General features: G+C 63.4%; 24 protein-coding genes and 3 tRNA genes. 12 read left to right on the top strand and 15 right to left on the bottom strand.

The genetic code is table 11. The features are described 5' to 3' along the window. Position 1: 1 nt before the first annotated feature. Both DES45_RS08250 and DES45_RS08245 read right to left on the bottom strand, forming a co-directional pair. Complete coding sequence (locus DES45_RS08250) at positions 2–997, bottom strand: ribonuclease Z (RefSeq protein ID WP_114769525.1); 996 nt, start codon at positions 995–997, stop codon at positions 2–4. Continuing rightward, positions 997–1,620, bottom strand: coding sequence for a 2-dehydro-3-deoxy-6-phosphogalactonate aldolase (locus DES45_RS08245; RefSeq protein WP_114769957.1), 624 nt, complete (start codon positions 1,618–1,620; stop codon positions 997–999). The genes DES45_RS08250 and DES45_RS08245 overlap by 1 nt, the downstream gene beginning before the upstream one ends. Before the next feature lie 228 nt (positions 1,621–1,848). On the opposite strand from DES45_RS08245, the gene DES45_RS08240 reads away from it, so the two are divergent. Continuing rightward, on the top strand, positions 1,849–2,370 hold the full coding sequence (locus tag DES45_RS08240) for an Lrp/AsnC family transcriptional regulator (RefSeq protein ID WP_114769524.1): 522 nt from the start codon (positions 1,849–1,851) through the stop codon (positions 2,368–2,370). Between the two features lie 110 nt (positions 2,371–2,480). Continuing rightward, on the top strand, positions 2,481–3,518 hold the full coding sequence (speB, locus tag DES45_RS08235) for an agmatinase (RefSeq protein WP_114769956.1): 1,038 nt from the start codon (positions 2,481–2,483) through the stop codon (positions 3,516–3,518). Here speB and DES45_RS08230 read toward each other — a convergent pair. Next, positions 3,515–4,489 (bottom strand): acetyltransferase domain-containing protein, encoded by a 975-nt coding sequence (locus DES45_RS08230; RefSeq protein ID WP_114769523.1) that lies wholly within the window; start codon positions 4,487–4,489, stop codon positions 3,515–3,517. The two genes, speB and DES45_RS08230, sit on opposite strands and share 4 nt — an antisense overlap. Before the next feature lie 75 nt (positions 4,490–4,564). Here DES45_RS08230 and DES45_RS08225 point away from each other — a divergent pair, with 75 nt between their 5' ends. The 9 genes from DES45_RS08225 to DES45_RS08190 all read left to right on the top strand — a co-directional run bounded on the left by DES45_RS08225 (position 4,565) and on the right by DES45_RS08190 (position 9,384). Next, the gene (locus DES45_RS08225) at positions 4,565–5,317 is read left to right on the top strand and encodes an SIR2 family NAD-dependent protein deacylase (protein ID WP_425374277.1); all 753 of its coding nucleotides are present in this window, start codon (positions 4,565–4,567) and stop codon (positions 5,315–5,317) included. A gap of 130 nt (positions 5,318–5,447) precedes the next feature. Then, positions 5,448–6,068, top strand: a complete 621-nt coding sequence (locus DES45_RS08220; protein ID WP_210272086.1) for a cold-shock protein — start codon at positions 5,448–5,450, stop codon at positions 6,066–6,068. Further along, positions 6,068–6,535 (top strand): DUF192 domain-containing protein, encoded by a 468-nt coding sequence (locus DES45_RS08215; RefSeq protein ID WP_114769522.1) that lies wholly within the window; start codon positions 6,068–6,070, stop codon positions 6,533–6,535. Before DES45_RS08220 ends, DES45_RS08215 begins: the two co-directional genes overlap by 1 nt. A gap of 59 nt (positions 6,536–6,594) precedes the next feature. After that, positions 6,595–6,671 (top strand) — tRNA-Pro (locus DES45_RS08210). A 39-nt stretch (positions 6,672–6,710) separates the two neighbouring features. Beyond that, the gene (locus tag DES45_RS08205; RefSeq protein ID WP_114769521.1) at positions 6,711–7,016 is read left to right on the top strand and encodes an ETC complex I subunit; all 306 of its coding nucleotides are present in this window, start codon (positions 6,711–6,713) and stop codon (positions 7,014–7,016) included. Positions 7,017–7,036: 20 nt separating this feature from the next. Further along, positions 7,037–7,113: transfer RNA gene (locus DES45_RS08200), tRNA-Arg, on the top strand. A 250-nt stretch (positions 7,114–7,363) separates the two neighbouring features. Then, a tRNA-Lys gene (locus DES45_RS08195) sits at positions 7,364–7,439 on the top strand. 939 nt (positions 7,440–8,378) lie between these two features. Beyond that, positions 8,379–8,513, top strand: coding sequence for a hypothetical protein (locus DES45_RS26010; protein WP_281024072.1), 135 nt, complete (start codon positions 8,379–8,381; stop codon positions 8,511–8,513). A 34-nt stretch (positions 8,514–8,547) separates the two neighbouring features. Beyond that, positions 8,548–9,384, top strand: coding sequence for an LssY C-terminal domain-containing protein (locus tag DES45_RS08190; protein ID WP_114769520.1), 837 nt, complete (start codon positions 8,548–8,550; stop codon positions 9,382–9,384). 60 nt (positions 9,385–9,444) lie between these two features. Here DES45_RS08190 and DES45_RS08185 read toward each other — a convergent pair whose 3' ends face one another. From DES45_RS08185 to DES45_RS08130, 12 genes are all read right to left on the bottom strand, one after another. Next, a complete protein-coding gene (locus DES45_RS08185) occupies positions 9,445–10,608 on the bottom strand; it encodes an AI-2E family transporter (RefSeq protein WP_114769519.1) in 1,164 nt (387 codons plus the stop codon). Positions 10,609–10,745: 137 nt separating this feature from the next. Further along, positions 10,746–11,561 (bottom strand): hypothetical protein, encoded by an 816-nt coding sequence (locus tag DES45_RS08180; protein ID WP_114769518.1) that lies wholly within the window; start codon positions 11,559–11,561, stop codon positions 10,746–10,748. A 359-nt stretch (positions 11,562–11,920) separates the two neighbouring features. Next, positions 11,921–12,271: an acid-activated periplasmic chaperone HdeA gene (hdeA, locus tag DES45_RS08175; RefSeq protein WP_114769517.1), complete on the bottom strand. Its 351-nt coding sequence runs from the start codon at positions 12,269–12,271 to the stop codon at positions 11,921–11,923. A gap of 175 nt (positions 12,272–12,446) precedes the next feature. Then, positions 12,447–12,716 carry a hypothetical protein gene (locus tag DES45_RS08170; protein WP_210272092.1) on the bottom strand — a complete coding sequence of 90 codons (270 nt, stop codon included), beginning with the start codon at positions 12,714–12,716 and terminating at the stop codon, positions 12,447–12,449. Positions 12,717–12,794: 78 nt separating this feature from the next. After that, positions 12,795–13,739 carry an HAD family hydrolase gene (locus tag DES45_RS08165; RefSeq protein WP_342633513.1) on the bottom strand — a complete coding sequence of 315 codons (945 nt, stop codon included), beginning with the start codon at positions 13,737–13,739 and terminating at the stop codon, positions 12,795–12,797. A 146-nt stretch (positions 13,740–13,885) separates the two neighbouring features. After that, entirely contained in the window at positions 13,886–14,170 is a 285-nt protein-coding gene (locus DES45_RS08160; RefSeq protein WP_210272087.1) for a hypothetical protein, read from the bottom strand. Positions 14,171–14,234: 64 nt separating this feature from the next. Further along, complete coding sequence (locus DES45_RS08155; RefSeq protein WP_245571614.1) at positions 14,235–16,190, bottom strand: alkyl/aryl-sulfatase; 1,956 nt, start codon at positions 16,188–16,190, stop codon at positions 14,235–14,237. 113 nt (positions 16,191–16,303) lie between these two features. After that, entirely contained in the window at positions 16,304–16,621 is a 318-nt protein-coding gene (locus DES45_RS08150) for a sulfatase-like hydrolase/transferase (protein WP_170151432.1), read from the bottom strand. A 157-nt stretch (positions 16,622–16,778) separates the two neighbouring features. Next, positions 16,779–17,420 (bottom strand): hypothetical protein, encoded by a 642-nt coding sequence (locus tag DES45_RS08145; RefSeq protein ID WP_425374273.1) that lies wholly within the window; start codon positions 17,418–17,420, stop codon positions 16,779–16,781. Positions 17,421–17,563: 143 nt separating this feature from the next. Further along, entirely contained in the window at positions 17,564–17,932 is a 369-nt protein-coding gene (locus tag DES45_RS08140; protein WP_114769514.1) for an Ig-like domain-containing protein, read from the bottom strand. A gap of 134 nt (positions 17,933–18,066) precedes the next feature. After that, complete coding sequence (locus DES45_RS08135) at positions 18,067–19,773, bottom strand: arylsulfatase (RefSeq protein WP_114769513.1); 1,707 nt, start codon at positions 19,771–19,773, stop codon at positions 18,067–18,069. Positions 19,774–19,826: 53 nt separating this feature from the next. After that, positions 19,827–20,813 (bottom strand): formylglycine-generating enzyme family protein, encoded by a 987-nt coding sequence (locus DES45_RS08130; RefSeq protein ID WP_114769512.1) that lies wholly within the window; start codon positions 20,811–20,813, stop codon positions 19,827–19,829. Positions 20,814–21,253: 440 nt separating this feature from the next. Between DES45_RS08130 and DES45_RS08125 the strand changes: the two genes are divergently transcribed. Further along, positions 21,254–22,993, top strand: a complete 1,740-nt coding sequence (locus tag DES45_RS08125; RefSeq protein ID WP_114769511.1) for a sensor histidine kinase — start codon at positions 21,254–21,256, stop codon at positions 22,991–22,993. Positions 22,994–23,109 lie beyond the last annotated feature (116 nt).

The raw sequence follows: 23,109 nt of genomic DNA, 5'->3' as shown, positions 1-23,109 counted from the left end.
CTCAGAGCGGGGCTTCCTGCTCGAAGGCCCAGAAGGCTTCGTGCCTGAGCGCGGTCGGCTCGTTCAGGTACCGTGCGGAATGGTGGAATACGTTCAGGTCGCGGACCCTTGCCTTGCGCGCGAGCAGGCCCGCCTGGAACGCCGTCAGATGCCGTGAATCTGCCGCCAGCTGATGATCCCGCTCGAGGAAGACTGCCTCGATGAAAAGCTGGTCCGCGTCTCTTGCCAGAAAGAGGATCTTGTCCCGATTCTCCTCGCTGAATGCCGTATCCGTGACATAGGCGATCGATTGACCGGGGCCGACGAAGAACAGCTTTTCCGGCACGTCCCGGAGCGAGATCTGCCCGATCCCGGGGATGTCCAGGTCCGCATCCCCGGTCCCGGCGCGGATGAGGCTCTTCGCCCGGTTGAGCCATGGCCCTTTCGGGAACCCGAGGCGTTCCAGGACCCCGCGCCGGACGTTGACCCGTTGAGTCTCGCGAAGGGCGAAGGCCAGCGATGGAATCCCATGGTCGAGACTGACCGCTTCGATGTGAAAGTCGTCCTCCGACAGCACCACATGCTGCGGCAAGTCGGAGATCTCCGCATCCTGGCGCATGAAGACCTGGCGCGCCGGGAAGACCGCCTTGCGGGCAATCCGATCCTCCCAGAACTCGCCGACATGGATCTGGAAGTCGACCGAGGTCTCGTCGATGAGGTTCCAGGTGAAGCCCTGAAGCCGGTGGTCGACCCGGTCGATGAAGCCGGGCGGGCCCAGCAGGTGCAGCGGGCCGGGACGGTGAAGGCACACGCGCAGCAACTGGTCGAACCCGGCGAAATGGTCCACATGCGTATGGGACACGAAGGCATGGCTGACCCGCATCAGCTCCCGCGAGGAGAGGGGGGCCAGATCGCCCAGGTCGAACAGGATCGCCCGTCGTCCGAAACGAAAGTCCAGGTATAGCCCCGGATCGTCGAACGGGCCGTTCACCAGCCGCGGCTGCACCAACCAGCTCATCAGGCCCGGAGGGTCTGCCAGGCGGACGCGAATTCCCGTGCGTTGTAGCCGATGTCCTCGACCGACATGGAGGGCGTGAACAGGGCGGACCCCAATCCGAAACCGTTGGCTCCGGCCTCGACATAGGGCCTCATCGTGTCCGGCTTGATGCCGCCGACGGGCAGGACGATGACGTCCTTCGGCAGGACCGCCCGCCAGGCCTTCACGACCGCCGGAGGAATGGCCTCCGCCGGGAAGATCTTGATGGCGTCGGCCCCAGCCTTGAGGGCGGCGAAGGCCTCTGTCGGCGTCGCCACCCCCGGCGTGCAGACGAGCCGCAAATCCTTAGCGCGCCGGATCACGTCCGTGTCGGCGTGAGGCATGACGATCAGACGCCCGCCGGCATCGAGCACGCCGTTCACGAGCTCCGGCTCCAGGACCGTGCCTGCGCCGACGAGCACATCCTTCGGCATGGTCTTCGCCAGGGTCTCGATGCTGCGGAACGGATCGGGCGAGTTCAGCGGCACCTCGATCACGCGAAAGCCGGCCTCCACGAGCACGTGGCCCGTCGCCTCGGCATTCTCCGGCTTCAGTCCCCTCAGAATGGCGATCAGAGGAAGCTCCGTCAGAAAGTCCCGCAGCACCAGCAAGGCTCGTCCTCCCGTTCGGATCACGGACGCAACGCCCGGATCACAGTACCCTCAACTCGCCCGAACCGGATTTGGTTTGCCCGGGTGCGAGCGATTGTCGGCGCCCCGAGCCGGCGGTCAAGCCACCATGGAATTGCCACGGTGCCTGATGGTACGATAGAGACCCCAAGCTTTGCGCTCGTTCCAGGGCGCGCGGCATGTGCCAGTCGATTGAGAGGAATCATGAAGCTGCCGGTGAAGCCGCTTAGCCGCGAAGCCAGGAACCGGCTCGACAGGATCGACCTCTCGATTCTCGAGGCGCTTCGCCGGAACGGCCGGATCACCTACCAGGCGCTATCCGAGCGCGTGGGGCTTTCCGCCCGGCCCTGCCTGGAGCGAGTCAAGCGCCTTGAGCAAAATGGCGTCATCCGGGGCTTTACGGTTCTGGTCGAGCCGTCCGCATTGGGACACGACATCATCGCGCTGGCCAGCATCAGCATGCGGGACCCTTCGGGCGCCGCCCGGCAGAGGCTGGAACGCGCCTTGAGCGCCCACCCGGCAGTCATCGAGCTTCAGGTGGTGAATGGCGAATACGACTACATCGCCCGGATCGTGGCGCCGACGCTCGCAGCGTACGAGGCTCTCACCGACGCCTTCCTGGCCGACCCTGCCTTCGGGATCGGGCGCATCCATACGACCTTCGTGCTGAAGACCCTCAAGAGCTTCGAGGGCTACCCGGCCTCCGACAGCCGAGATCGTGTCTGACTCCAGGCCTCACGACAGAATTGGCTGCGGCACATGAGGATTTCGGCCTCATCGGGAGCGAGGCGCTCATAACCTTGTCCATGGAGGACGCCGTGGAAGGACGGGAATTGATGGCTCAGAACCTGAAGACGAAGACGGATCGGCTAACCCGTCCGGAGCGCCTGGAGGCCTTTCAGCCTCTTTCCGGCATGGTCGTGCCGCGGTTTGCCGGCATCTCCACATTCATGAGGCTGCCGTACCTCGCGCCGACCGAAGCGCCGGGTCGGATCGACATCGCCCTTCTCGGGATTCCGTTCGACGGTGCGACCACCAATCGGCCCGGCACGCGCCTCGGTCCGAGGCAGGTGCGGGAGGCGTCGTCCCTGATGCGCTTCGTGAATTATGGCACCCTGGTCGCACCCTACGATCTCTGCGCTTGCGCGGACATCGGCGATGTCCCGGTCAACCCGATCGACGTGCAGGACACCCTCCGACGGATCGAGGCGGAGGTGTCCTATCTCCACCAGGGCGGAGTCGTGCCCCTGTCGATCGGCGGCGACCACATCGTCTCCTATCCGATCCTGCGAGCGCTCGGCTCGAACCAGCCCCTCGGGCTAATCCATGTCGACGCCCACAGCGATACCGGCGACACGTTCTTCGGCGGCCAGAAGCTGACCCATGGAACGCCCTTCCGCCGCGCCATCGAGGATGGCGTCCTCGATCCCGGGCGCATGGTGCAGATCGGCATCCGCGGCACGATGTACTCCGCCGATGAACGCCAGTGGGCCCTGGATCAGGGCATCCGCATCATCGACATGGAAGAGGTGGTGGAGAAGGGAGTTCCCTACGCCATCGCCGAGGCGCGCCGGGTCGTCGGCATGGCGCCGACCTATTTCACCTTCGACATCGACTCGATCGATCCTGCCTTCGCCCCCGGCACGGGGACGCCGGAGATCGGCGGGTTCACGAGCCGGGAGGCGCTCCAGCTCGTGCGCGGCTTCCGCCACCTGAACCTCGTCGGCGCCGACATGGTCGAGGTCTCGCCACCCCTCGATCAGTCCGGCGGCACCGCACTGGTCGGCGCCTCGATCGCCTTCGAACTTCTCTGCCTTCTGGCCGAGTCCCGTTTCGAGCGGGGCGAGGGCCGTTCGAACGCGGCCGGCGCTTAAGGGGCCCTGCGCAGGCATTGCTGCGCGGTCCGCGAGATCCGCGTCTGGTCCTCGGCAGTGACCGTGCCGTCGAGGATCTTTCGCCAGACGTCGCTCTGGCGCAGGTTCTCGGCGATGCATGTGCAGGTCGAGCGGCACAGACCGGGCTGGCCGTTCTGCTCGACGCAGTTCGCCTCGCATTCCGCAATGAACGGGCGCGCTTCCGCGGCAGGATTGGGACCGACGATCTGCAGGACGCCGTAGAGCACAGCGAGCAGGACGATCTGGTGGGTGAGATAGATCGGCAGGCTCTTGCGACCGGCCCAGACGAGGCCTTTCGAGAGCCAATTGGTCGCCCGCCAACGCGCGAGGACCATCGTCTCCCTAAGGCGGAGAAGCCATTTCCCGACCGCGACTCCGCTGAGGACAAAGCCGAACCAGGGAAAGATCGGCACGTAGTCGTTCGTGACCGGGTCGGTCGATCCGAGGCCGAGCCAGTCGAGCCAGGGCTGATCGAGCGCCGGGCTGGTGAAAACCCAAGGCATTACGAAGCACGCGACTGCGACCGCGAGGGTCAGCGCCGGATGAAGCCTGAGGAAGGGCAGGGCGATGATGCTGGAGACCGCGATGCAGTGAAGGATGCCGAAGAAGATATAGCTCTCCGGGAAAGCGAAGAACGTCACCAGGGTCACGGCCAGGGCCGCTCCCCCCACCTTCGCAAGCCGCCGAAGGAACGGAGCCTTCCGGAAACCCTGTGCATGGGCGAGGGCAAGCCCGACACCCGCCAGAAGCAGGAAGGAGCCCGCGATGCCGCGTGCGAACCAGCGCCACGCCGGCACCTGGAGGATGTTCGTCGCGATCAGCTTGAGGAAGCTCAGGTCCCAGCTGAAGTGGTAGACCACCATGGCGCAGATCGCCAGGCCGCGGGCGACGTCGATGGCGTCCCAACGCTGGGACGCGGCGGCCTTGCTTTGGATGCTGTGAACGGTCACGTCGCTTTCGCCCTGTCGATTCTGTGCCAGCGGGGAGGGGTGTCACGCCTCGGCGGGCGTTCCTATATCAGCTTCATGACCGATCGCCTCTCCGCGTCAATCACCGCCCTCCAGGAAATGGTCGGCGAATCGGACGTTGTCGTCGGATTCACCGGCGCCGGGATCTCGACGGAGAGCGGCGTGCCCGACTTCCGATCCCCGAATAGCCCCTGGATGCGGCACAAGCCGATCGACTTCGAGGTCTTCCTGCGCAGCGAAGAGGCTCGCCGGGAGGCATGGCGGCGGAAGTTCGCCATGGACGATCTCTATCGCGGGGTCCGCCCGAACCCTGGGCATCTCGGGCTTGCGGCTCTCGTCGCCTCGGGCCGCATGCCCGCCGTGATCACCCAGAACATCGACGGCCTTCATCAGGCGTCCGGCCTCTCGGACGATCAGGTGATCGAGCTTCACGGCAACGGCACCTATGCGAAATGCCTGACGTGCCAGCGTCCGTACGATCTCGGATGGATCCGCAGTCGCTTCGAGGCCAGCGGAGACCCGCCCACCTGCCAGGCCTGCGGGGGCATCCTCAAGTCGGCGACCATCTCGTTCGGCCAGGCCATGCCGGAAACGGCGATGCGCCGGGCGCGTCGGCTGGCGCTGGGCTGCGACCTCTTCCTGGTCGCAGGCTCCTCCCTGATGGTGTATCCCGCGGCGGCCTTCCCCGAGCTTGCGAAGGAGAACGGCGCCAGGCTCGTGATCATCAGTCGGGAGCCAACGCCCCTCGACGGAATAGCCGATCTCGTGATCCATGAAGAAATAGGATCCGTGCTTTCCGTCTTTGTTTAGGAATTAGAAGCTCTTACCGAATGCAAGAAAATTCATCATCGGCATGTGAGCGTTTCTGACTTCCCCTGACTCAGGACGATGTTATCCTCTCGTTAAGAATCTGGTTTGTGATTCGAGTCTGGGTTTTTTCATGACTAGCGATTACGGCTCCAACTCATTCAGCCTCCATGGGGAGCAGTCCTCCTTTGATGCCGGTCGGCGAGAGGAGGCGCGTCCTGTTTCCGAGGAGGGTGCGCTCGAACTCATTCAGGTCAGCGGACATATCAAGTGGTTCGACGTGGCCAAGGGGTTCGGCTTCATCGTGCCGGACAACGGTCTGCCGGACGTGCTCCTCCATGTGACCTGCCTGCGCCGGGACGGATACCAGGCTGCGAATGAGGGCGCACGCATCGTGGTGGAGGCTGTCCAGCGGCCGCGGGGCCTCCAGGCTTTCCGCATTCTTTCGCTGGACGAATCGACCGCCCTGCACCCGTCGGAGCTCCCGCTTCCCAGGACCCATGTCCAGGTGGTGCCGACCAGCGGCCTCGAGCCTGCGGTGGTGAAGTGGTTCAACCGCCTGCGGGGATTCGGCTTCCTGACCCAGGGTGAAGGAAAACCGGACATCTTCGTCCATATGGAGACCTTGCGGCGCTACGGCATTGCCGAGCTCAAGCCGGGCGAGCAGGTCTATGTGCGCTTCGGCGACGGCTCCAAGGGCCTGATGGCGGCCGAAGTCCGTCTTGCCGACATGTCCCTGCCGCACTCCCATTGATGAGCTTGCCCGTGTTGCGTCCCCTGCGGGCCCTTGCCCTCGCTGTCGGCCTGTGCGCCGCCTTCATCGGCGCCGCCTATGCTCAGGCCCTGGAATCCCTGGCTATCGTCTCCCCGAGCGGCCAACGGCAAAGCTTCCAGGTGGAGGTGGCGCGGAACGAGGCCGACCGGGCGCAGGGCCTGATGTTCCGCCGTACGATGCCGGCTGACAGGGGCATGCTGTTCGATTTCGGCCGGGTCGAGCCGGTCGCCATGTGGATGCAGAACACCTATCTGCCCCTGGACATGCTGTTCATCCGGCCGGACGGGACCATCGCCCGGATTGCCGCCAATACGGAACCTTTGTCGACCCGCACCATTCCCTCTGGCGAACCGGTCTTGGCCGTTCTGGAGTTGAATGCCGGAACTGCTGCCCGCCTTGGAATCAAGGCGGGGGACCGGATTGAGCACCCCTTGTTCAAGAGGTAGCCTTCTGGAGCTTGCTGAAGTGGGGGTCCCGTGATAGCCAACAGCCCTGGTGACGAAGGCGGGGTGTAGCGCAGTCTGGTAGCGCATCTGCTTTGGGAGCAGAGGGTCGCGGGTTCAAATCCTGCCGCCCCGACCATCCTCACCGGCCGAACGTTCGAGAGAGTTCCTGAACCCGATGTCCGCACGGATTTATAAGCCCGCCAAGTCCGCAACGCAGTCCGGTCTCGCCCGTACGAAGCAGTGGCTGCTGGTCTTCGACCAAGACAAGCCGCGAGAGATTGAGCCCCTTATGGGATGGACGAGCTCGGGCGACACCCGTCAGCAGCTACGGCTCTGGTTCGACACCAAGGAAGAGGCCATCGCCTACGCTCAGCGAGAGGGCATCGCCTACCGGGTCGAGGAGCCGCACGACGTCAAGCGCCGCCTCATGGCCTATTCGGACAATTTCAAGTTCAACCGCGTCGACCGCTGGACGCACTGACGTCCAGCCGCCTCGCGCGCGGCCCCGTAGCTCAGCTGGATAGAGCAACTGCCTTCTAAGCAGTAGGTCGCAGGTTCGAGCCCTGCCGGGGTCGCCAATAAAATCAATGAGTTATATAGCTTTGGCGGCCTTGCGTCGCATTTGCCGTCCTTGCCGGGCAACATCCAGGGTAACGAGCTACGGGCGCTAAATAGCGTCTCTGGTGCCGGCAGTTAGTCCTGATCGCATACGGTTTGAATAAGATCCAACCGAATCAGCCAGCGCCAAATCGTAGCTAATGAGCGAGCTTAGCCGTTGGCAGTTGCGTGGAAGTCGCCATTGCTCTAGGCAGCATCTGCTTCCGCGACGGGTGATTAGCTCAGTTGGTAGAGCAGCTGACTCTTAATCAGCGGGTCGTAGGTTCGAGCCCTACATCACCCACCAATGTTTCCAAGAACTTAGATAGGATATTGGCGTTACGGAGCCGAACAGGTCGGTGCTAGGTAACGTTTAAGGTAACATTCGTCGGCGTTATCGCCTGTTAGTGCCGCCCCTTTTCGAGTGCCACTTTTGCAGAGCGAGTGCGCCTGGGCGGAAACGGGACTCGAGCCCTGCTAGCTGATGATGGACTCCGATCGGCTGACTGAGGTCGCCGGCACGGTGGGTTGTGTGAGGAGGCATGCCACGACGGATGTAATCTGGCCCGGCCTGTCCCTGTGCTTGCCTGACGATGCGGGCGCCCGACTGGTACCCATTCAGCCAAGGCCCGTAGTGTGCAAGGAAGAGGTGCGAAGGCATCCTGTCCGTTCGCCCTGGAGCCTGAGCTTTTTTCCATTTGAACATTGCCTCGAGCCGACAAAGTGGCCGCGGATCTGAATGAATGCGAATAGCTGTTATTGGCAGGGGCAGACTTTACCCGGATTTCTGCTTTGGCGGCATGAGCCGACATTCATTCGGTCCGTCCAACGTTACATTTTGACCCGTTTCAGACCTTCCCGATCTTGCGAGCAAGACACTCTCCCAACGCCATACGGCTCAGCATATCAATGAGATTTCCTTGAAGCAGCTCGGCATCCTCCGGATCACAAGGCGGCAAGTAGGGTTCTCTCCTGACGCTTCAGGGTCTAGCCCTGGCAGTTCCAGGGTTTTTCCTGAGTGGTTCCAGCGGCCAGAAGGTCTATCCTGTCTGAGGGCCTGGACTCACCGGACCGGCAGCCGTCCGGGCACGGTAGGCCGTCATTCTGGAGGCACCGCGATGCGCCATTCCCTTGGACTCATCACATTCAGTGTGTGGATCGCCACAGCTCCAGCTCTGGCGCAGGACAGCAGTGGACCTTTTACGCCCTCAGGAGAGATTCAGATCCCGTCCGGCGCAGCGATCGAATGCTCGACAGCAGTACGGTGCCGCCACCGGGTAAGGAATTCTCGGCCAATGATGCGATTGCCGACCAGCAACTGGAACAACGGGACAAGCAGATCGATCGTGAGGTCATGAAGGGCATCTGCACGGACTGCTGATCACGGCCGCGTAGATCGTGACGGAGCTGGGGTCATGCGATGGCTGAACCGCCTCCTACAACGCCTCATCATCCTTGGGCTGGGCGTCTCCTCCGTCTGGCTGATCGTCTTCGTGGTCTTCGATACCGCGGACCAAAGGCTGCCATGGATTCTGGCGGTAGGCCTGACTTATGCAGTCGGCGCCTACGTCATTCTCCCATGGATCATCCGCATGGGCCTCAAGCTCCTCCATCGCAAACGGGTGCCCAGCTTCACGACAACAGGCGACGGACTGCCGGGGGACCCCGTCAACGTGGCGCTCGTGGGAACACTCGCACAGCTTCGCGCGGCCTTCGCAGCTCTTGGCTGGTCAGAGGCCGACCGGCTGGGCTTGGCCAGCTCTTGGGGCATGATCCGGGCTTTCGTGTTCAACTCGCCCTATCCCACGGCCCCATTCAGCACCCTCTATCTGTTCGGTCGTGGCCAGGATATCGGATTTCAAAAGGCGATCGGCGACAGCCCCCGCAAACGCCATCACATCCGGTTTTGGTCCTTGAGCATCGCGCGGGCCGAGAGCACGTGGGCAGGAGGATCGGCAAGCTTCTGGCTGAACACCGGCCGTCCACCCGATGACGAACGGGTTCTCTGGGTGGGGGCGGGCACGAGGGATACGGGTTTGTCCCTGACCCGTCTCACGTTCCAGATCACCCATGCCACGGACTCGGACACCAATGTCGAGCGCGACTTCATCATCGCTGAGCTGGAGACCATCGGGTCCGTCGCAGACGTGAAGGTGTATCAGGCCGGTCAAGGTCTCGCCACGGAGCATGTCAATCACTACACATCGGACGGACGAGTGACGTTGGCCAGCCTTGTGGTCCAGGCACATTGACCGGCCATGCGCTGCCTTCGCAGCGATAGCCCTGGGGTCTTCGCCCGGGCCCGAGCGGTACTACCGTGCAGGACGACGCGGATCACTCGGGCTAACCACTCCCGGATGCTTGCTTGGCGCGGCTCGCTTCGGGGACGGGCGGGTGATGTCCACACTGTATGACGTTGGGGCCGCATCCGGACTTCCGTCCGCCAGGGCCCGGGCCATCGTGAACCGCAGGACGACTCCAAGCGATGCCGCAAGCGGAATGGCAACGAGCAGACCGACGAATCCGAAGAGGTATCCGAAAGCGAACAGGGCAAAGATCAACCAGACCGGGTTGAGCTTGACCCGGCTCCCGATGATGCGCGGCGACAGCACGTAATCGGCAAGGATCTCCCCGATCAGGAAAGTGCCGGCCACCGCGGCAAGGGGCGTCCAGTCGGGCCAGAACTGCGCGATGGCGACGCAGGTCGCGACGACGAAGCCGACGCCGAGCCCGAGAAAGGGAACGAAGCTGATCAGGCCGGCCGTGACGCCGATCAGGATGGCATGATGGAGGCCTGTCAGCCGCAGGGCCCCGGCGTAGAACACGGCCAGGATGAGGCAGATGACGCTCTGCCCGCGCACGAAGCCGGCCACTGTCCCGTGGATCTCCTGCCCGAGGGCCCGGACGTCCTCGCGGTGCTGTGCGGGCACACAGCCGTCGATCGCCGCGCTCATCCGCTCCCAATCGATCAGCAGGTAGATGCTGACGATCGGTACCACCACGAGCAGCGACAGGAGGGAGAACACAGCTTTCCCACCCGACCATGCCGAGCGGAGAAGCTCGTCGAGCCAGGCGCTCCCCATCGCGGTCACTGCGTGAGTGGCCGATTCCTCGATCCGCAGTTCCTGACCCATGAGCGTATGCAGCCAGGGCCGGTTCGCGTCGGCCATGAGGGCTTGGACCCGCGTGACATAGCGCGGGAACTCGTCGACGAAGAACCGCAGTTCCCCGACAAGCGCCGGAAGCATCACCAGCACGAGGCCGACAAAACCGACGACCAGGAGCAGCACGAGCATCAGGGCTGCGAGCGAGCGGTTGAGCCCGATCCGCTCCAGCCTGTCGACCACCGGGGCCAGCAGGTAGGCGAGTGTTATGCCGACTGCGAACGGCAGCAGGATCTCGCGCAACAGCACCAGCATCAGCAGGGCGATAATGGCGATCGTGACCCAAAAGACGGTGGGGCGGCTAACCGTCATGGCTTCACTCCCGGGCGGAGTTGGTTGCTTACTCCGTCAGGGCGCGACTGGAAGGATGACTCTCTCGTCGCGCCTCAGGTCGACACCGATGGGGCGGTCGGTCCCGCGGCGAACCGCCCGTCGTTCCCTAGGTCCGTTCAGTAGCACGGGGGATATGGGTAATAGCCGCACTGCCCACCATATCCGAGGTACGGGTATGCCGCCGCGGCTGCTCCCAGAGCGGTCCCGGCGGCAATGCCGGCCGCCGTGGCGCCCGCCCCGTACCAGGCGCCGTGATAGATGGGGGCGTGCCAGTAATTGCCGCGCACGACATTGACATCGCCGACGCGCGCATAGCCGAAGCGGTCGCCGCCAAAGCGATCCACCCCGCCACCGAAGCGATCGAAGCCGCCGCGGAAATCGCCGCCGGCGAACCCTCCATGGAACCCGCCAAAGCCGCCGCCGAACCCGCCGAAATGATCGATGAACAGCGCCGCCGGTCCGCTCGCCCCGGACAGGCTGCCCTCCAGCACCGCAACGTCGAAGGTGAGATTGCCGCCTTCGAGCTTCGGCGATTTCAGGGTCACCACGGCATCGCTCACCTTCGAGCCATCACCGCCCAGGACGGACACGGTGGCGTTGGGCGGATCCACCGCAAAGTTATTCTTGCCTTCGTCCCATTGCATGATGAACTGCGCGGTCATCACGTGACCCGCCGCCCGCACCGGCCGGTCGGCGAACACGATCGAGTTCGGGGCTACGCCGGTCAGGGTCAGTTTGCCATTTTCCAGCTTTGCGCCAGTGGCGTTGAGGACCGCGAGCGAGGGCACCGGGCCCGTGGGCGTGACCCGGCCGATGGCCTTCCTGATCGGCACTTGCGGGTTGGCCGTCACGTCCTGGGACAGCGCGACGCCTGGTGCGAACAAGAGGCTGACGACGAGGATGAGATCAGACGCGTGATGCTTCACTGGCATGGTTCATCTCCTTGATTAGGACCTCCGTCGAACGCGAAGCCGGCCCGACCGGGCTCTTGCGGCATCCAGGCTTGAAGCAAGGACGCCATGTACGCTTGGGCACGCGATACGAACGTACTGGGCTTGGTTGACCTCTGGCGTCGCCGACGTGACCAGCCAGGACATCGCCGTCGACCACGAACAAATCTCTCGATCCGTGCAGCCATCCCTGGCACGAGGCACATCCGATAGACCTCGGGCTGTGTCGGGTGGGTCAGGCGGGGCCTGCGGCGACACCATGATGAGCATCGCCGCGCGAGCCCCTGACACCATCGCACTGGCGCCAATACACCCAGTGATCGTTGCTGTGCCGCGCGGGATCAAAGCTTCTTTTCGAAGCTCTTCCATGCCGCATCAAGTTTTTGCAGGAAAGTCTCCTGTGGCGTCTTCCTGCACTCCTCGGCGACGATCGGGACGACACTTTCAGTTCCTCTGACATCGACGATGGCGGCTTCCGGTTTTCCGGCCTTGGAATAGGCGGTCGCCCAATAGACGAGCTTCGGCCTGAATGTGTCGTCGGCGCCCATGAAGTCGGCACAGGTCCATTCCGTCAGGGGCTTCTTCGCGTCAGCGGCCTTCCCGGCGCTGCCTGCGGGCTGTTGTGCCTGCACCGCAGTCACACCGAGAATGCCGATCGTGATGAAGTTGAGGGCGAATACTGCTGCTTTCATGTCTGCGATCCTTGCGTTAGATACTCCCGTTCCTGATCACACCTGCACGCCACGAAGTGGTGATGGCCACCTTCGCACCCGGTCGTGCCATCTCCACGCTACCCGAACGATCCGGTCCTGCTTGACCAGGGAATCCATCTGCTTGACAGATCGGAGCATTGCCGCCGATCGCGCATCAATCGAGCGCCTCGACCCGGGCTGCCATGTCGGGCGTGAGGCGCATTCGGTAGGAGGCGTTGCTACACCTCAGGTTCCATACCACCTCATCCGGCTTCGAAAGCTGGGCGTCCCGTTGCGCGGTCACCGGTTCATCGCAGCGGTGACCCTGCAACCGCAGTTGCGACGCAAGGTCTTCCGGCGGAGCATCCTGTGCCCAAGTCACGCCGCCGCCGGGGGCGAGGAGTGCGACGGCGAATGCCCTGATGAGAAATCCACGCCACGCCATGAGATGACCTCATTGGTTGTCCGCGCCCGGGTTCTCATTCGAACGCGAAGATGCGTTTCCAATCGTCCTTTATGCTGATCACCGACCATCCATCCTTCTTCGCTTCGCCATAGAGCGCGGGAGTGAGGGCACCGACCCGGGTGTCCGGCAGCCCCGCAGCCGGACCGTAGGCGTACTCGCGCGTGGCGTCATCATGCAGGACCAGCATCTTGAGCCGCGCACCATCCCCCACGCGGTCCATTCCAGCATCTCGCGGTCGCCATTCGAGTTGCCGAAGGCCGCACGGGGCCGGCGGCCGATCATCAGGTGAATGCCCTCAGGCTTGCCGGCGTCGTTGTCGTTGAGCAGCAACTTCGGCTCCTTGGTCAGGAACGGCTTGCCGTCCTTGCCATAGCCGAACTTCGTTGCGCCGGCCGTGCCGACCACCTGCTCGGGCGGGATGCCGTACACCTGCTGCGAATAGATGCGCACGAAATCCTGGCCGCCGCCGGTCACGATGTAGGTCCTGTAGCCATTGTCGCGCAGGTGGCGCAGGACCTCAAGCATCGGCTGATACACCAACTCGGTGTAGGGACGCTGCCAGCGCGGATGCCGGGCCGTTTCGAGCCACTTCATGGCCTCGGCGTTGAATTCATCCACCGTCATGCCAGTCAGCGTCGCGGCGAGGATCTTCTCGAGATCCCGCATCGACAGCTTCGCCATTGCCGCCCGGTTGCCCGAGAGAACGGTCTTGAAGGGTTCGGCATTTTTGAGTTCAGGCCGCTTTGCCACCACCGTCGGAACGCGATCGAGGCAGTAGACGACCTGCGAGTACATCGGATGCTCGACCCATAGGGTTCCGTCCTGGTCAAAGGTTGCGATGCGCTCCTCCGGACGGACGTAGCTCTGGCTGGCCTGATCGGTGGTGACGCGCACGAAGTCAAGGATGGCCTGCTTCGCTGCCCCATCATTCCACGACGGCAAGGGGTCACCGGCTGCTGGTGCCTGCGCCACTGCGGGAACGGAACGGAGCAGCCCGGACATGGCAGGGAGCAGGGCCAAGGTCGAGAACAGGACGCGGCGGTTGATGTCGGAGGATGCGATCGGATCCATGGTCAATCCCTTTCAGAGGTACAGGCGACGCGGTTGAGGAGCATGACAAGGAATCCTCAATCCTCCCGAACTCAGCGTCAGAAGTCGTCGGAGCCGTCCTTGCACCTGTATCCAATGAAGCATTGTGGGTTGTTGGAGCTTGGCACCCAAGCCGGCCCGGGGAACTGATCGACCAGGCACTCCGCACCGCTCCTGACGAAGCGGGCGTAGGTCATGGGCCCGGTGTCGAGGACGACCGAACCGTCCTTCAGCACGAGTTGGCGGTTGGCCGAGCAGGACCGCTGCGACGTGGGTGGTCCGACCTGAGCCGTGGCGGCCGACGCCGTCAGGGCGAGAGCGAGGAATGCCAGCAGGCTTCTCATCACCGATCCTCCTCTAAGCTCAAAAAGGGTGACACGATCCAATGATCAGGAACCGGTCGCCGCCCTAGGGCCCCTCGTAGTAGGTCGCATCGTCCTGCAAGAGTTCGGTCTTGGGAGACAATCCAGCCTCCTTCTTCGTACTCGGCAAAACTTCGAACCAGTTGTCAAACGTGACCATGGTCGAGCCAAGCTGCGTGAGGACCTGCGGATTGCCCTCCAGTTTGGCCTTACCAGCGGCGACTTTGTCTGCCAGCTTCGCCGCTCCGATCATCACGTCCTCGAGCTCGCGGCGATCGATCGTGATCGTCAGATCGGCATCACTGGCCTGATAGCCGGCAATCGTCGTCAGTGTGGCATTGCTCATCTCGGTGACAAACCTCTCGCCGTTATCGGGCGTCGAGAGGTTGATCTTGAACTTCATGCCCTCGGCTTTGCGGCTATCCATCTGGATGGCGAGGTAATTGAGGAACTGCTCAGTGCTGGTTCCCCGCACGAAATCAGGGCTGCCCGCTTTTGCAGCCTTTACGGCAATGACGCCATCACGCAGTTCCTTGGCGCCTGCCAGGAAGCTGTTGCGCAGGCTTGGGCTCTCGAACTGATAGCCCATCTGCTCATAGGTGTCGGCGAGGAGGTCTTTTGCGTCCTGGTTGCCCGGTTCCGCGTAGACCAGTTTGTTGAGAATTTCCGTTGCGAGGCGATACTCACCCTGATTGTAAAGTTCCTGCCCCTTCGCCATCACCTTCCCGGCACCGCCCATCATTTCGATGTACAGCGGCGCGGAATCTTCCGGCGACAGCGGAACCAGTGTTGCCGGATTCAGGTCCCAGAAGCCGAGATAGCGTTGGATCACGGCACGGCTGTTATGAAGGTAGGAGCCGTGATAACCGCGGTCGTACCATAGCTCCTGCAGACTCTTGGGGGGCTCGTAGACGTTGTGGATCTGGTTGATCGTCACGCCACTGTTGGCCAAGTGCAGCACCTGATTGTTCAGGTTCGCATACATGTCTCGTTGGCCACGCATCACCTCGGTAATCCGCTCTTTTCCCCAACGCGGCCAACTGTGGGACGCGAACATCACTTCAGCCTGGCCGCCAAACTGATAGAGCGCAGCGTTGATGTATTGCGACCAGGCCAATGCATCACGGACCGGCGCTCCCCGTAGCGTTAAGATGTTGTGCAGCGTGCTGACGATGTTCTCTGCCGCCCAGAATGCCTTGAAATCCGGGAACCAGGTATTCATCTCCGCGGGCGCCTCGGTCCCCGGGGTATTCTGGAAAACCATCCGCACGCCGTCGATCGTCAACTCCTCGATCGGCTGTTCGATGCTCCTCGTCGGGGGCAGGATGCCGGCATCGCCACTCGCAACGGCCTTGCCGATCGATGCATCCACCTGACCGTAAGGGCTGGGTGGCACGAGGTCGCCATACGTATAGCTCTTGCGACGGGTCATCGCGTTGCCGGCATAGAGGTTCTCGGCGATTGCCTCGTTGAGGAACCCCTTGGGAGCGATGATTTGAACCGTTCCGGCTGCTAGTGCGGCGGCATCCACGACGCCTCGGATGCCGCCGAAATGGTCGGCATGGGAATGGGAAATGATCACTGCCACGACAGGACGCGCGCCGAGCTTTTCGTTGATGAACCTGAGGGCAGCCCGCGACGTCTCCTTGACCGTCAGCGGATCGATCACGATCCACCCGGTATTGCCCCGGATGAATGAGATGTTGGCGAGGTCGAACCCGCGCACCTGGTAGATGCCCGGCACAACCTCGAACAGGCCATACTCCATATTGAGCAGAGCCTGACGCTGCAAGGAGGGATGGATGCTGTCGTAGTCTTTCCCACCTAGGAGGAAGGCCCAGTTATCGATGTCCCAGGCGACCCCGCCCTCGTCATTCATGATCTTGCGGTAGGGGGGCGCAGCAATGAACCCACGTTTCGCTTCCTGGAAGTCCTGCGTGTCAGCAAGGGGCAAGATGCGCCGCTGCTGCTGTTGAGCCTCGACCGTGTAGCGCGAGGGCATCTTTCCCTTGGGACTGAAGTGTTGTGGCTCCTGCGCGATTGAGGAGCCTCCGAGTACTCCAGCGAGCACTGCACCAAGCACGTGAGACGAACGCCTAAATAATTCAGTCATTTTCAGCCCCCTGCCTCTCGATTGCATGTGGTCCGCACAAAGGGGTCGGAGCGCAGGTTGAATGGCCTCGGTGCAGGACAGGATTGCCGGCCATAATGATCAGGAAAGCCGATGCCTTCGTTAGCGAGGCGGCCGATGTTCGGCGTATGGTCGCCCATCATGCCACGGTTGTAGGCGCTGCTGTTCCAATAGCCGATTTCGTCGGCCATGATCACGACGATGTTGGGCTTCTGAGGCTGCGCGGCAGCCGGCGTGTTGAGCGCCTTCACGGAGGCGAACATCGCGACCAGGACGACCCAAATCTTTCCACGGGCTTTCATGTTTCCCGTCCTCGCGCCGCAAGTGTTAAGGTGTGCGAACGGATTCCCGCATGCTTGCGGCAGTTCACTCCACGCGCTTGACCGGTCGCGCTCTCGCGACCTAATGAGGGCCTGCTGGGCGTGTGGCTTGCCGGATCCCGTGTCGACGTAAAGACCCTCATTCGTTGCCGCAGGGCGAATACGGATAATAGCCGCACTGATCTGGTATGACGTACGAGTTATAGGCCGCACTTGCATTGGAGACTCTTCCTCCCGCGTACCAAGCGCCATGATAGACAGGAGCGTGCCAATAGCGGCCAAAGGCATCGATGAACAGCGCCGCGGGTCCATTCGCCCCGGCCAGATTGCCTTCCAGCACCGCGACGTCGAAGGTCAGGTTGCCGCCTTCGAGCTTGGGCGATTTCAGCGTCACGACGGCGTCGCCGACCTTCGAGCCGTCACCGCCCAGAATCGACACGGTGGCGTTGGGCGGATCCACGACGAAGTTGTTGTTGCCTTCGTCCCATTGCATGATGAACTGCTGTGTGGCCACATGACCGGCCGCCCTCACGGGACGATCGGCGAACACGATCGAATTCGGGGACACGCCGGTCAAGGTCAGCTTATTGCCTTCCAGTTTCGCGCCGGCCGCGTTGATCACGGCAAGCGACGGGACCGGTCCCGTTGGCGTGACCCGACCGATGGCTTTCGTCAGGAGCATTGGCGGCCTGGCGCCTGCGTCCTGCGCGAGCACCGCACCTCCTGTCGCGCAGAGGCCGCCAGTCATCAGGATAAGACAGGCGAATGGCTTGCTGAGCATGGTGGAAACTCCTCTTGTCTAGTCGGCTTTCCCGCACCAAACCGTCATCATTGATGCAAGTGTGCGATGACGGGGACGCCGAAACCTTACGACCCCGGCGCCTTCCGTCGGATCCGCGTGAGTGGCTCACGCGGCGTTCGGTTCTACTTCACGGTCACCCTGTAGCTGAAGACGGAGGTGCCGGGCTTCTCGTCGATGCTCTGACCTTTTGCGGTGATCGCGAAGGCATCGGGGCCGCTGTAGCCGGGAGCCGGCGTGTAGGTCCAGGTGTCCTTGTCGACCATGTTCAGGGTGCCGTGCTGCGGCCGCTGGCTGATCTCGGAACTGGTCAACGTACCCTGAGGGGTGATGTCGGACATGCAGCCCTGTCCGGCCTGGACGTCGAAAGCCCCTTCCATGTTCGCCCCCATGATGGCCCGATTGCCCGCGATGACGCACATGCTCTGGGCAAGTGCCGGGCCGGCGGACAGAAGCGCGAACGGGAGCGCGACGAGCGGCAATGACTTCTTCATGATGGTCTCCTCTCAAGAATCCTCTGCATATGATCGAGGTAAGCCCCCTGCGCGGTACCTTCTTGTTGGCTTGGACCAGCGGGCACATGGTCTGAGCGATGCCCGCTGTTCGCGTGTTCCTGGTTCGGCTCAGGTCACTGGCCCGGGACAGCCTGCGGCTTCTTGAGCTGCTCCATCACCTGCTCGAGGTTGTAGCTCGCCGGGTCCTGCATCGGCGGGAACTTCCTGTAGGTTTCGAGCTCCCTCAGCCAGAGCGCCTGGCCGATCGGCAACATGTTCCAGTCGTAGACATAGGCCGTGGCCGGTCCTGCAAGCGCGCCGGCCATGCTGAAGAGCGTCTTCGCCTGCTCGCCGATCGACGTCTCGAACGGATCGCGCTTGATGTTGACCACCTGGGTCCAGTGATACGGGACAACCCCTGTCAGGAACCCGGTCGGTGCATCGGACACCATCGCGAAGTAGATCTTCCAGTTCTTGTACCGTACCGCGGACGGGTCCTTGCCCGAGTAATAGAAGAAGGTGTCGCGCGCCGACTTGTCCGATTGGCCTTCCAGGTAGGCACGCTGGTTGACGCCATCGAGAGTCGTCCTGACGATCCCGGGATACTCGCCCCGCTCGATCCGGGCCTTCAACTCATTGCCCTTGGGGCCGCCGGCGATATCGACGAGAGTAGGCAACCAGTCGAGGGACGCGAAAATGTCGTTCTTGACCGTTCCCGGCTGGATGTGTCCCGGCCAGCGCACGACCAGCGGGGCCCGCATGCCGCCCTCCCAAGTCGACAGCTTGCCGCCCTTGAAGGGGGTGGTGCCGCCGTCAGGGAAGGTGATCGTCTCGGCGCCGTTGTCGGTGGTGAACACGACGATCGTGTTGTCGAGTTCCCCCATCTCCTCGAGCTTCTTCAAAACATAGCCGATGTTGTCGTCCATCTGCTTCATGCCGGCTTCGTTGACGCCCCAGTCCTTGCCACCAGGCTCACCCACCATTCCCATGTACTTGTCCGACAACATGGTCGTGACGTGCATGCGCGCAGGGTTGTACCAGACAAAGAACGGCTTCTTGGTCTTCTCGGGATCATTGCGGTCGAGGAAGTCGATGACCTTGGCCGAGATCTCCTCGTCCACGGTCTTCGAGCGCTCGAGCGTTAGCGGCCCCTCATCCTTGCAGGACTGGTTCGCCGCGGTGCCGTCGGTCGATCTGCACGACATCACCGGCCGCGGCGGCGTCAGGCAGGTTGTGACAGCGGGATCGACCGCCGCAGGATCCTGGGGCAGCCCGGGGATCGGCGTATTCCGGCACGGTGGCGCGACCGCCTGCTCGGTCGGCGTCCTGTTGATGTCGGGGAAGCTCACGCCCTGCATGGCGTCGAGGTGGTAGAGATAACCCCAGAATTCCTGGAACCCATGCGCGGTCGGCAGCGCGTCAGTGTGGTCGCCGAGGTGGTTCTTGCCGAATTCGCCGGTGGTGTAGCCGAGGTCGAGCAGGAACTTGGCGATGGCCGGCGTGCCAGGCCTCAGGTAAGACGGGCTGCCGGGTAGTTGTGGCGGGATCATGCCAGTCCGGAGGGGATGCATGCCGGTGAAGAAGGCGTTGCGACCTGCCGTGCAGCTCTGCTCGGCATAGTAGGTCGTGAACTTCGCACCCTCCCGGCCGATCCGGTCGATGTTGGGTGTTTCGCCCACCATCAGCCCCTGGTGGTAGATGCTTGGCTGCATCCAGCCGATGTCGTCGCCCATGATGAACAGGATGTTGGGCTTCTGCGTCGGGGCCTGCGCGACGGCCGGAGCCGCCACCGTCGCCAAGACCAGCGCTGTGGCCCCGATCAGGGCAGCTTTGGCCTGCATACGCCGGAGGCGGAATCGTCCGCCCGGCGTTTGTGAGGACGCACGATCACTGGTCATGGGATCTTCCTCTCTCTGATGATGCAGCGGAAGCCGACATGGCTCGTCGAGGTGTCGACCGGCTGCGGGTGACGCGCTGCCGGACGGTAGCGGCGGCAGTAGTTGGGCGCGCACAGGTGCGAGCCGCCCTTCAGAACTCGGCGCGGGATCCGGATCCCGGGCTCGCAGGAGGCGTAGCTCTCATCCTCACGTGCGCCGCGCGGGTTCTCCGGGATGCAGCAGGCCTTCAGTGCATCGGCCGGATGCTTCGGCGCATAGAAGTCGCTGGTCCATTCCCAGACATTGCCGATCATGTCGTAGAGGCCGTAGGCGTTAGGCGGGAAGGCGGCGACGGGAGAGGTGCGCTCGTATCCATCCTCGTGGGTGTTCCGGAACGGGAACGCGCCCTGCCAGGTGTTGGCCATGTGCCGTCCGCCAGGCGTGAATTCATCGCCCCAGGCGAACTCGGCGCCATCGAGCCCGCCGCGCGCTGCGAATTCCCATTCGGCCTCGGTCGGCAGGTCCTTGCCGGCCCAACGCGCATACGCCAGTGCGTCGGCATAGGCGACATGCACGACCGGATGATCGTCCAGTCCCTTGATCGATGAGCCCGGGCCATAGGGACGTCGCCAGTTCACCTTGGGCTTGAACGCCCACCATTGGCTGAAGTGATGGAGATCGACTGGATAGTCCGGCGGGTTGAACACAAGCGAGCCCGGGAACAGCATGTGCGGCAGGGCGGCGGGATAGTCCTTCGGGTCGGGCGCTGTCTCGGCGACCGTGACGTGCCCGGTGGCGCGGACGAAGTCGCGAAACTGACGATTGGTGACCGGCGTTCGGTCGATCCAGAACGCATCGACGGTGACGCGGTGGACCGGCGCCTCCTCGGGATAGTGACGGTCCGAGCCCATGCGGAAGGTGCCGCTGGGGATCCGAACCATGCCGCTGTCGTCCGGCAGAATGGTGGTCTTGTCCGTCCGCTCGACCAGGTCCGCATCGGTCATGGCATCGGTCCTCAGAGGGATGTACGTGGCCAGCGTGCCGTGTCGGCGGAATAGCCCGAGGGCCTTCCTGGCGGCATGCACTGGAGACGAGCCGTAGGAGCCTGCTTGACCCTGGGGGCCATCCCTTTGGCCACGGGCGTCAACTGATTGACCGAGAGGGCAACCGCAGGAACCGCTACTCTCGTCCGATATTGCGGGATTGTCGTCCTGTTCGTAGCCGTCGGTCTATTAGGGTCCACCCTGAAAGTGATGGAGGCAGACCCTGATTTGGGGCTGCCGGCACCTTCTGCCGGCACCGAGCGGCGAGGGGCAGCCTCTACGCTCTCGTGGATCCCAGTCGACTCGAGCGGTCTCAGGGTTTACCATACGGTATAGGACGAGGGGTTCCCGTCGCGAGCCTCGGTCCCGTTGCGTTGCCCCTGCGGCCGGAGACCGCCAGCATGAGCAATGGCACCGTCCCGGTGGTTGCGCAGTCCTTCGCGGGCTTGCGTCTGCGGCAGCGGATCGCTTTCACATTCATGGTCATCACCGTGGCGGCGTGCCTCGTCGCCGGGGCGCTGTTGCTCTCTCGTGCTGCGGACGAGCGTCACGCGATCGAGCATCGCGCCCAAGAGGCCGCCAAGGCGCTTTCCTTTGGCTTCGATCAGGAGGTGGCGGCGGTCAATTACCTGCTGAAGGGGCTGTCGAAGTCTCCGGTGCTGCTCTCAGGCGACATCAGGGCCTTCTACGATCAGCTCAAGACCACGCCGGTCCCGGAAGGCTCCTGGCTCGTTCTGAATGACCTCGAGCGGCAGGTCGCCAATACCCTGCGCCCGTTCGGATCGCCATTGCCGAGACATGTCGACTTCCCGAACTATCAGGAGCAGCTCGATCGGATCCGAGAGCGCAGGTGGTCCGTGTCTGGGCGGATGATGGCCCCGTTGAAGGGTAAAATTGTCGTGGCCCTCAGCCTCCGGCTCGATGATCCGGACGGCCGGATGAGCGGCCATCTGACCATCACCCTAACCGAGGCGCGCCTGGGCACGATCCTTGACGACCAGGCGCTGCCGGCTGGCTGGGTGAAGGGCCTTTACGATCGCAAGCTCCAGCCGATCGTGGCCGACAGGGATGGTCACAAAGGGTCCGACCTGCCTGTTCCCGCAGCCCTGGCCACGCGCCTCGCTGATGCGGGTCCGGCGAGCACGATCACAGGATCGGTCGAGGCCATGGACGACCGTGGAGTTCAAGTCCTCGTCACCTTCCGCCGTTCGGGGGCGACGAACTGGACGAGTGTGGTCACGGTGCCGCTGGCCGATCTCAATGCACCCATCACGGCGGCTCTGCGACGGATGGCCGGACCGGCGGCCCTTCTCCTGCTCGCCGGAGGGATTGCCGCCTGGTTCACCGCCCGCCAGATCGAGCAGCCGCTCCGGGTCCTGTCCGACGAAGTCACGGGAGCGAAGGAGCAGGTCAGCGAATTGTCCGGGCAACTGCTCGCGCTCCAGGAAGAGGAACGGCAACGCATTGCCCGCGAGTTGCACGACTCGACGGCGCAGCACCTGGTCGCCGCAAATCTCGGGCTCGCTGGCCTCGAGACGGAAGTCCGGCACAGTGCGAGCGGCCGGAAGGCCTTGGCGGAGATCGAGAACCTTCAGACCGAGGCATTGCGGGAGCTGCGCATCTTCACGTACCTGCTGCATCCGCCGAACCTCGCGAATGATGGCCTCCAGGCCACCTTGCGGGACTTCGCCGAGGGCTTTGCCGGACGGACGGGGCTCGTCGCCCGGATCCGGATCCCGGAGGAGGTCGATGACCTGCCGCCGGAACTTCAGCGGGCGATCCTGCGCGTGGTGCAGGAGGCGCTCACCAACGTGCACCGGCACGCCGGGGCCTCGCAGGTATCGGTTGATGCCAGGATCAGGTCCGGACGGCTCGTGGTCCGCATCCGCGATAACGGCCACGGCATGGCAGGCCAGAACGGGGCCGAGAGCCGCATTCGGCTTGGTGTCGGCGTGGCCGGCATGCGGGCCCGGCTGGAGCAGTTCGGCGGTGATCTACGAATCAAGACCGGCCCAGACGGCACGTCTGTGGTTGCGATCGTTCCCGTGACAGTGACGGGACGGGCGCTGACCCAGGCGGGCCGCATGCTGAGGCCTTGGAGACCGGACATGACGGAAGCCAAAGGCAAGGCCCACGGGTGAAGTTTCAGGGTCTGCCCCCGGCGGATTCAGGGTTTCGCACAGGTGAGGCCACCCGCGCCGGGATGTTATACTGCCGTGGCACTCGGGCACACCGGATCGGCCGCTCACCTGAGGCG

Source organism: Microvirga subterranea (assembly GCF_003350535.1).
GTDB classification, from domain to species: Bacteria; Pseudomonadota; Alphaproteobacteria; order Rhizobiales; family Beijerinckiaceae; genus Microvirga; species Microvirga subterranea.
The sequence above is the reverse complement of the archived record's forward strand: the minus strand, read 5'-3'. Positions and strand labels throughout refer to the sequence as shown.

Bases quoted from the DNA above. Each gene is read 5' to 3' on its own strand.
- DES45_RS08250 (WP_114769525.1), bottom strand. From the start codon at position 997: ATGAGCTGGTTGGTGCAGCCGCGGCTGGTGAACGGCCCGTTCGACGAT.
- DES45_RS08240 (WP_114769524.1), top strand. From the start codon at position 1,849: ATGAAGCTGCCGGTGAAGCCGCTTAGCCGCGAAGCCAGGAACCGGCTC.
- speB (WP_114769956.1), top strand. From the start codon at position 2,481: ATGGCTCAGAACCTGAAGACGAAGACGGATCGGCTAACCCGTCCGGAG.
- DES45_RS08225 (WP_425374277.1), top strand. From the start codon at position 4,565: ATGACCGATCGCCTCTCCGCGTCAATCACCGCCCTCCAGGAAATGGTC.
- DES45_RS08220 (WP_210272086.1), top strand. From the start codon at position 5,448: ATGACTAGCGATTACGGCTCCAACTCATTCAGCCTCCATGGGGAGCAG.
- DES45_RS08215 (WP_114769522.1), top strand. From the start codon at position 6,068: ATGAGCTTGCCCGTGTTGCGTCCCCTGCGGGCCCTTGCCCTCGCTGTC.
- DES45_RS08205 (WP_114769521.1), top strand. From the start codon at position 6,711: ATGTCCGCACGGATTTATAAGCCCGCCAAGTCCGCAACGCAGTCCGGT.
- DES45_RS26010 (WP_281024072.1), top strand. From the start codon at position 8,379: ATGCTCGACAGCAGTACGGTGCCGCCACCGGGTAAGGAATTCTCGGCC.
- DES45_RS08190 (WP_114769520.1), top strand. From the start codon at position 8,548: ATGCGATGGCTGAACCGCCTCCTACAACGCCTCATCATCCTTGGGCTG.
- DES45_RS08185 (WP_114769519.1), bottom strand. From the start codon at position 10,608: ATGACGGTTAGCCGCCCCACCGTCTTTTGGGTCACGATCGCCATTATC.
- DES45_RS08180 (WP_114769518.1), bottom strand. From the start codon at position 11,561: ATGCCAGTGAAGCATCACGCGTCTGATCTCATCCTCGTCGTCAGCCTC.
- hdeA (WP_114769517.1), bottom strand. From the start codon at position 12,271: ATGAAAGCAGCAGTATTCGCCCTCAACTTCATCACGATCGGCATTCTC.
- DES45_RS08170 (WP_210272092.1), bottom strand. From the start codon at position 12,716: ATGGCGTGGCGTGGATTTCTCATCAGGGCATTCGCCGTCGCACTCCTC.
- DES45_RS08165 (WP_342633513.1), bottom strand. From the start codon at position 13,739: ATGTCCGGGCTGCTCCGTTCCGTTCCCGCAGTGGCGCAGGCACCAGCA.
- DES45_RS08160 (WP_210272087.1), bottom strand. From the start codon at position 14,170: ATGAGAAGCCTGCTGGCATTCCTCGCTCTCGCCCTGACGGCGTCGGCC.
- DES45_RS08155 (WP_245571614.1), bottom strand. From the start codon at position 16,190: ATGCCCTCGCGCTACACGGTCGAGGCTCAACAGCAGCAGCGGCGCATC.
- DES45_RS08150 (WP_170151432.1), bottom strand. From the start codon at position 16,621: ATGAAAGCCCGTGGAAAGATTTGGGTCGTCCTGGTCGCGATGTTCGCC.
- DES45_RS08145 (WP_425374273.1), bottom strand. From the start codon at position 17,420: ATGCTCAGCAAGCCATTCGCCTGTCTTATCCTGATGACTGGCGGCCTC.
- DES45_RS08140 (WP_114769514.1), bottom strand. From the start codon at position 17,932: ATGAAGAAGTCATTGCCGCTCGTCGCGCTCCCGTTCGCGCTTCTGTCC.
- DES45_RS08135 (WP_114769513.1), bottom strand. From the start codon at position 19,773: ATGCAGGCCAAAGCTGCCCTGATCGGGGCCACAGCGCTGGTCTTGGCG.
- DES45_RS08130 (WP_114769512.1), bottom strand. From the start codon at position 20,813: ATGACCGATGCGGACCTGGTCGAGCGGACGGACAAGACCACCATTCTG.
- DES45_RS08125 (WP_114769511.1), top strand. From the start codon at position 21,254: ATGAGCAATGGCACCGTCCCGGTGGTTGCGCAGTCCTTCGCGGGCTTG.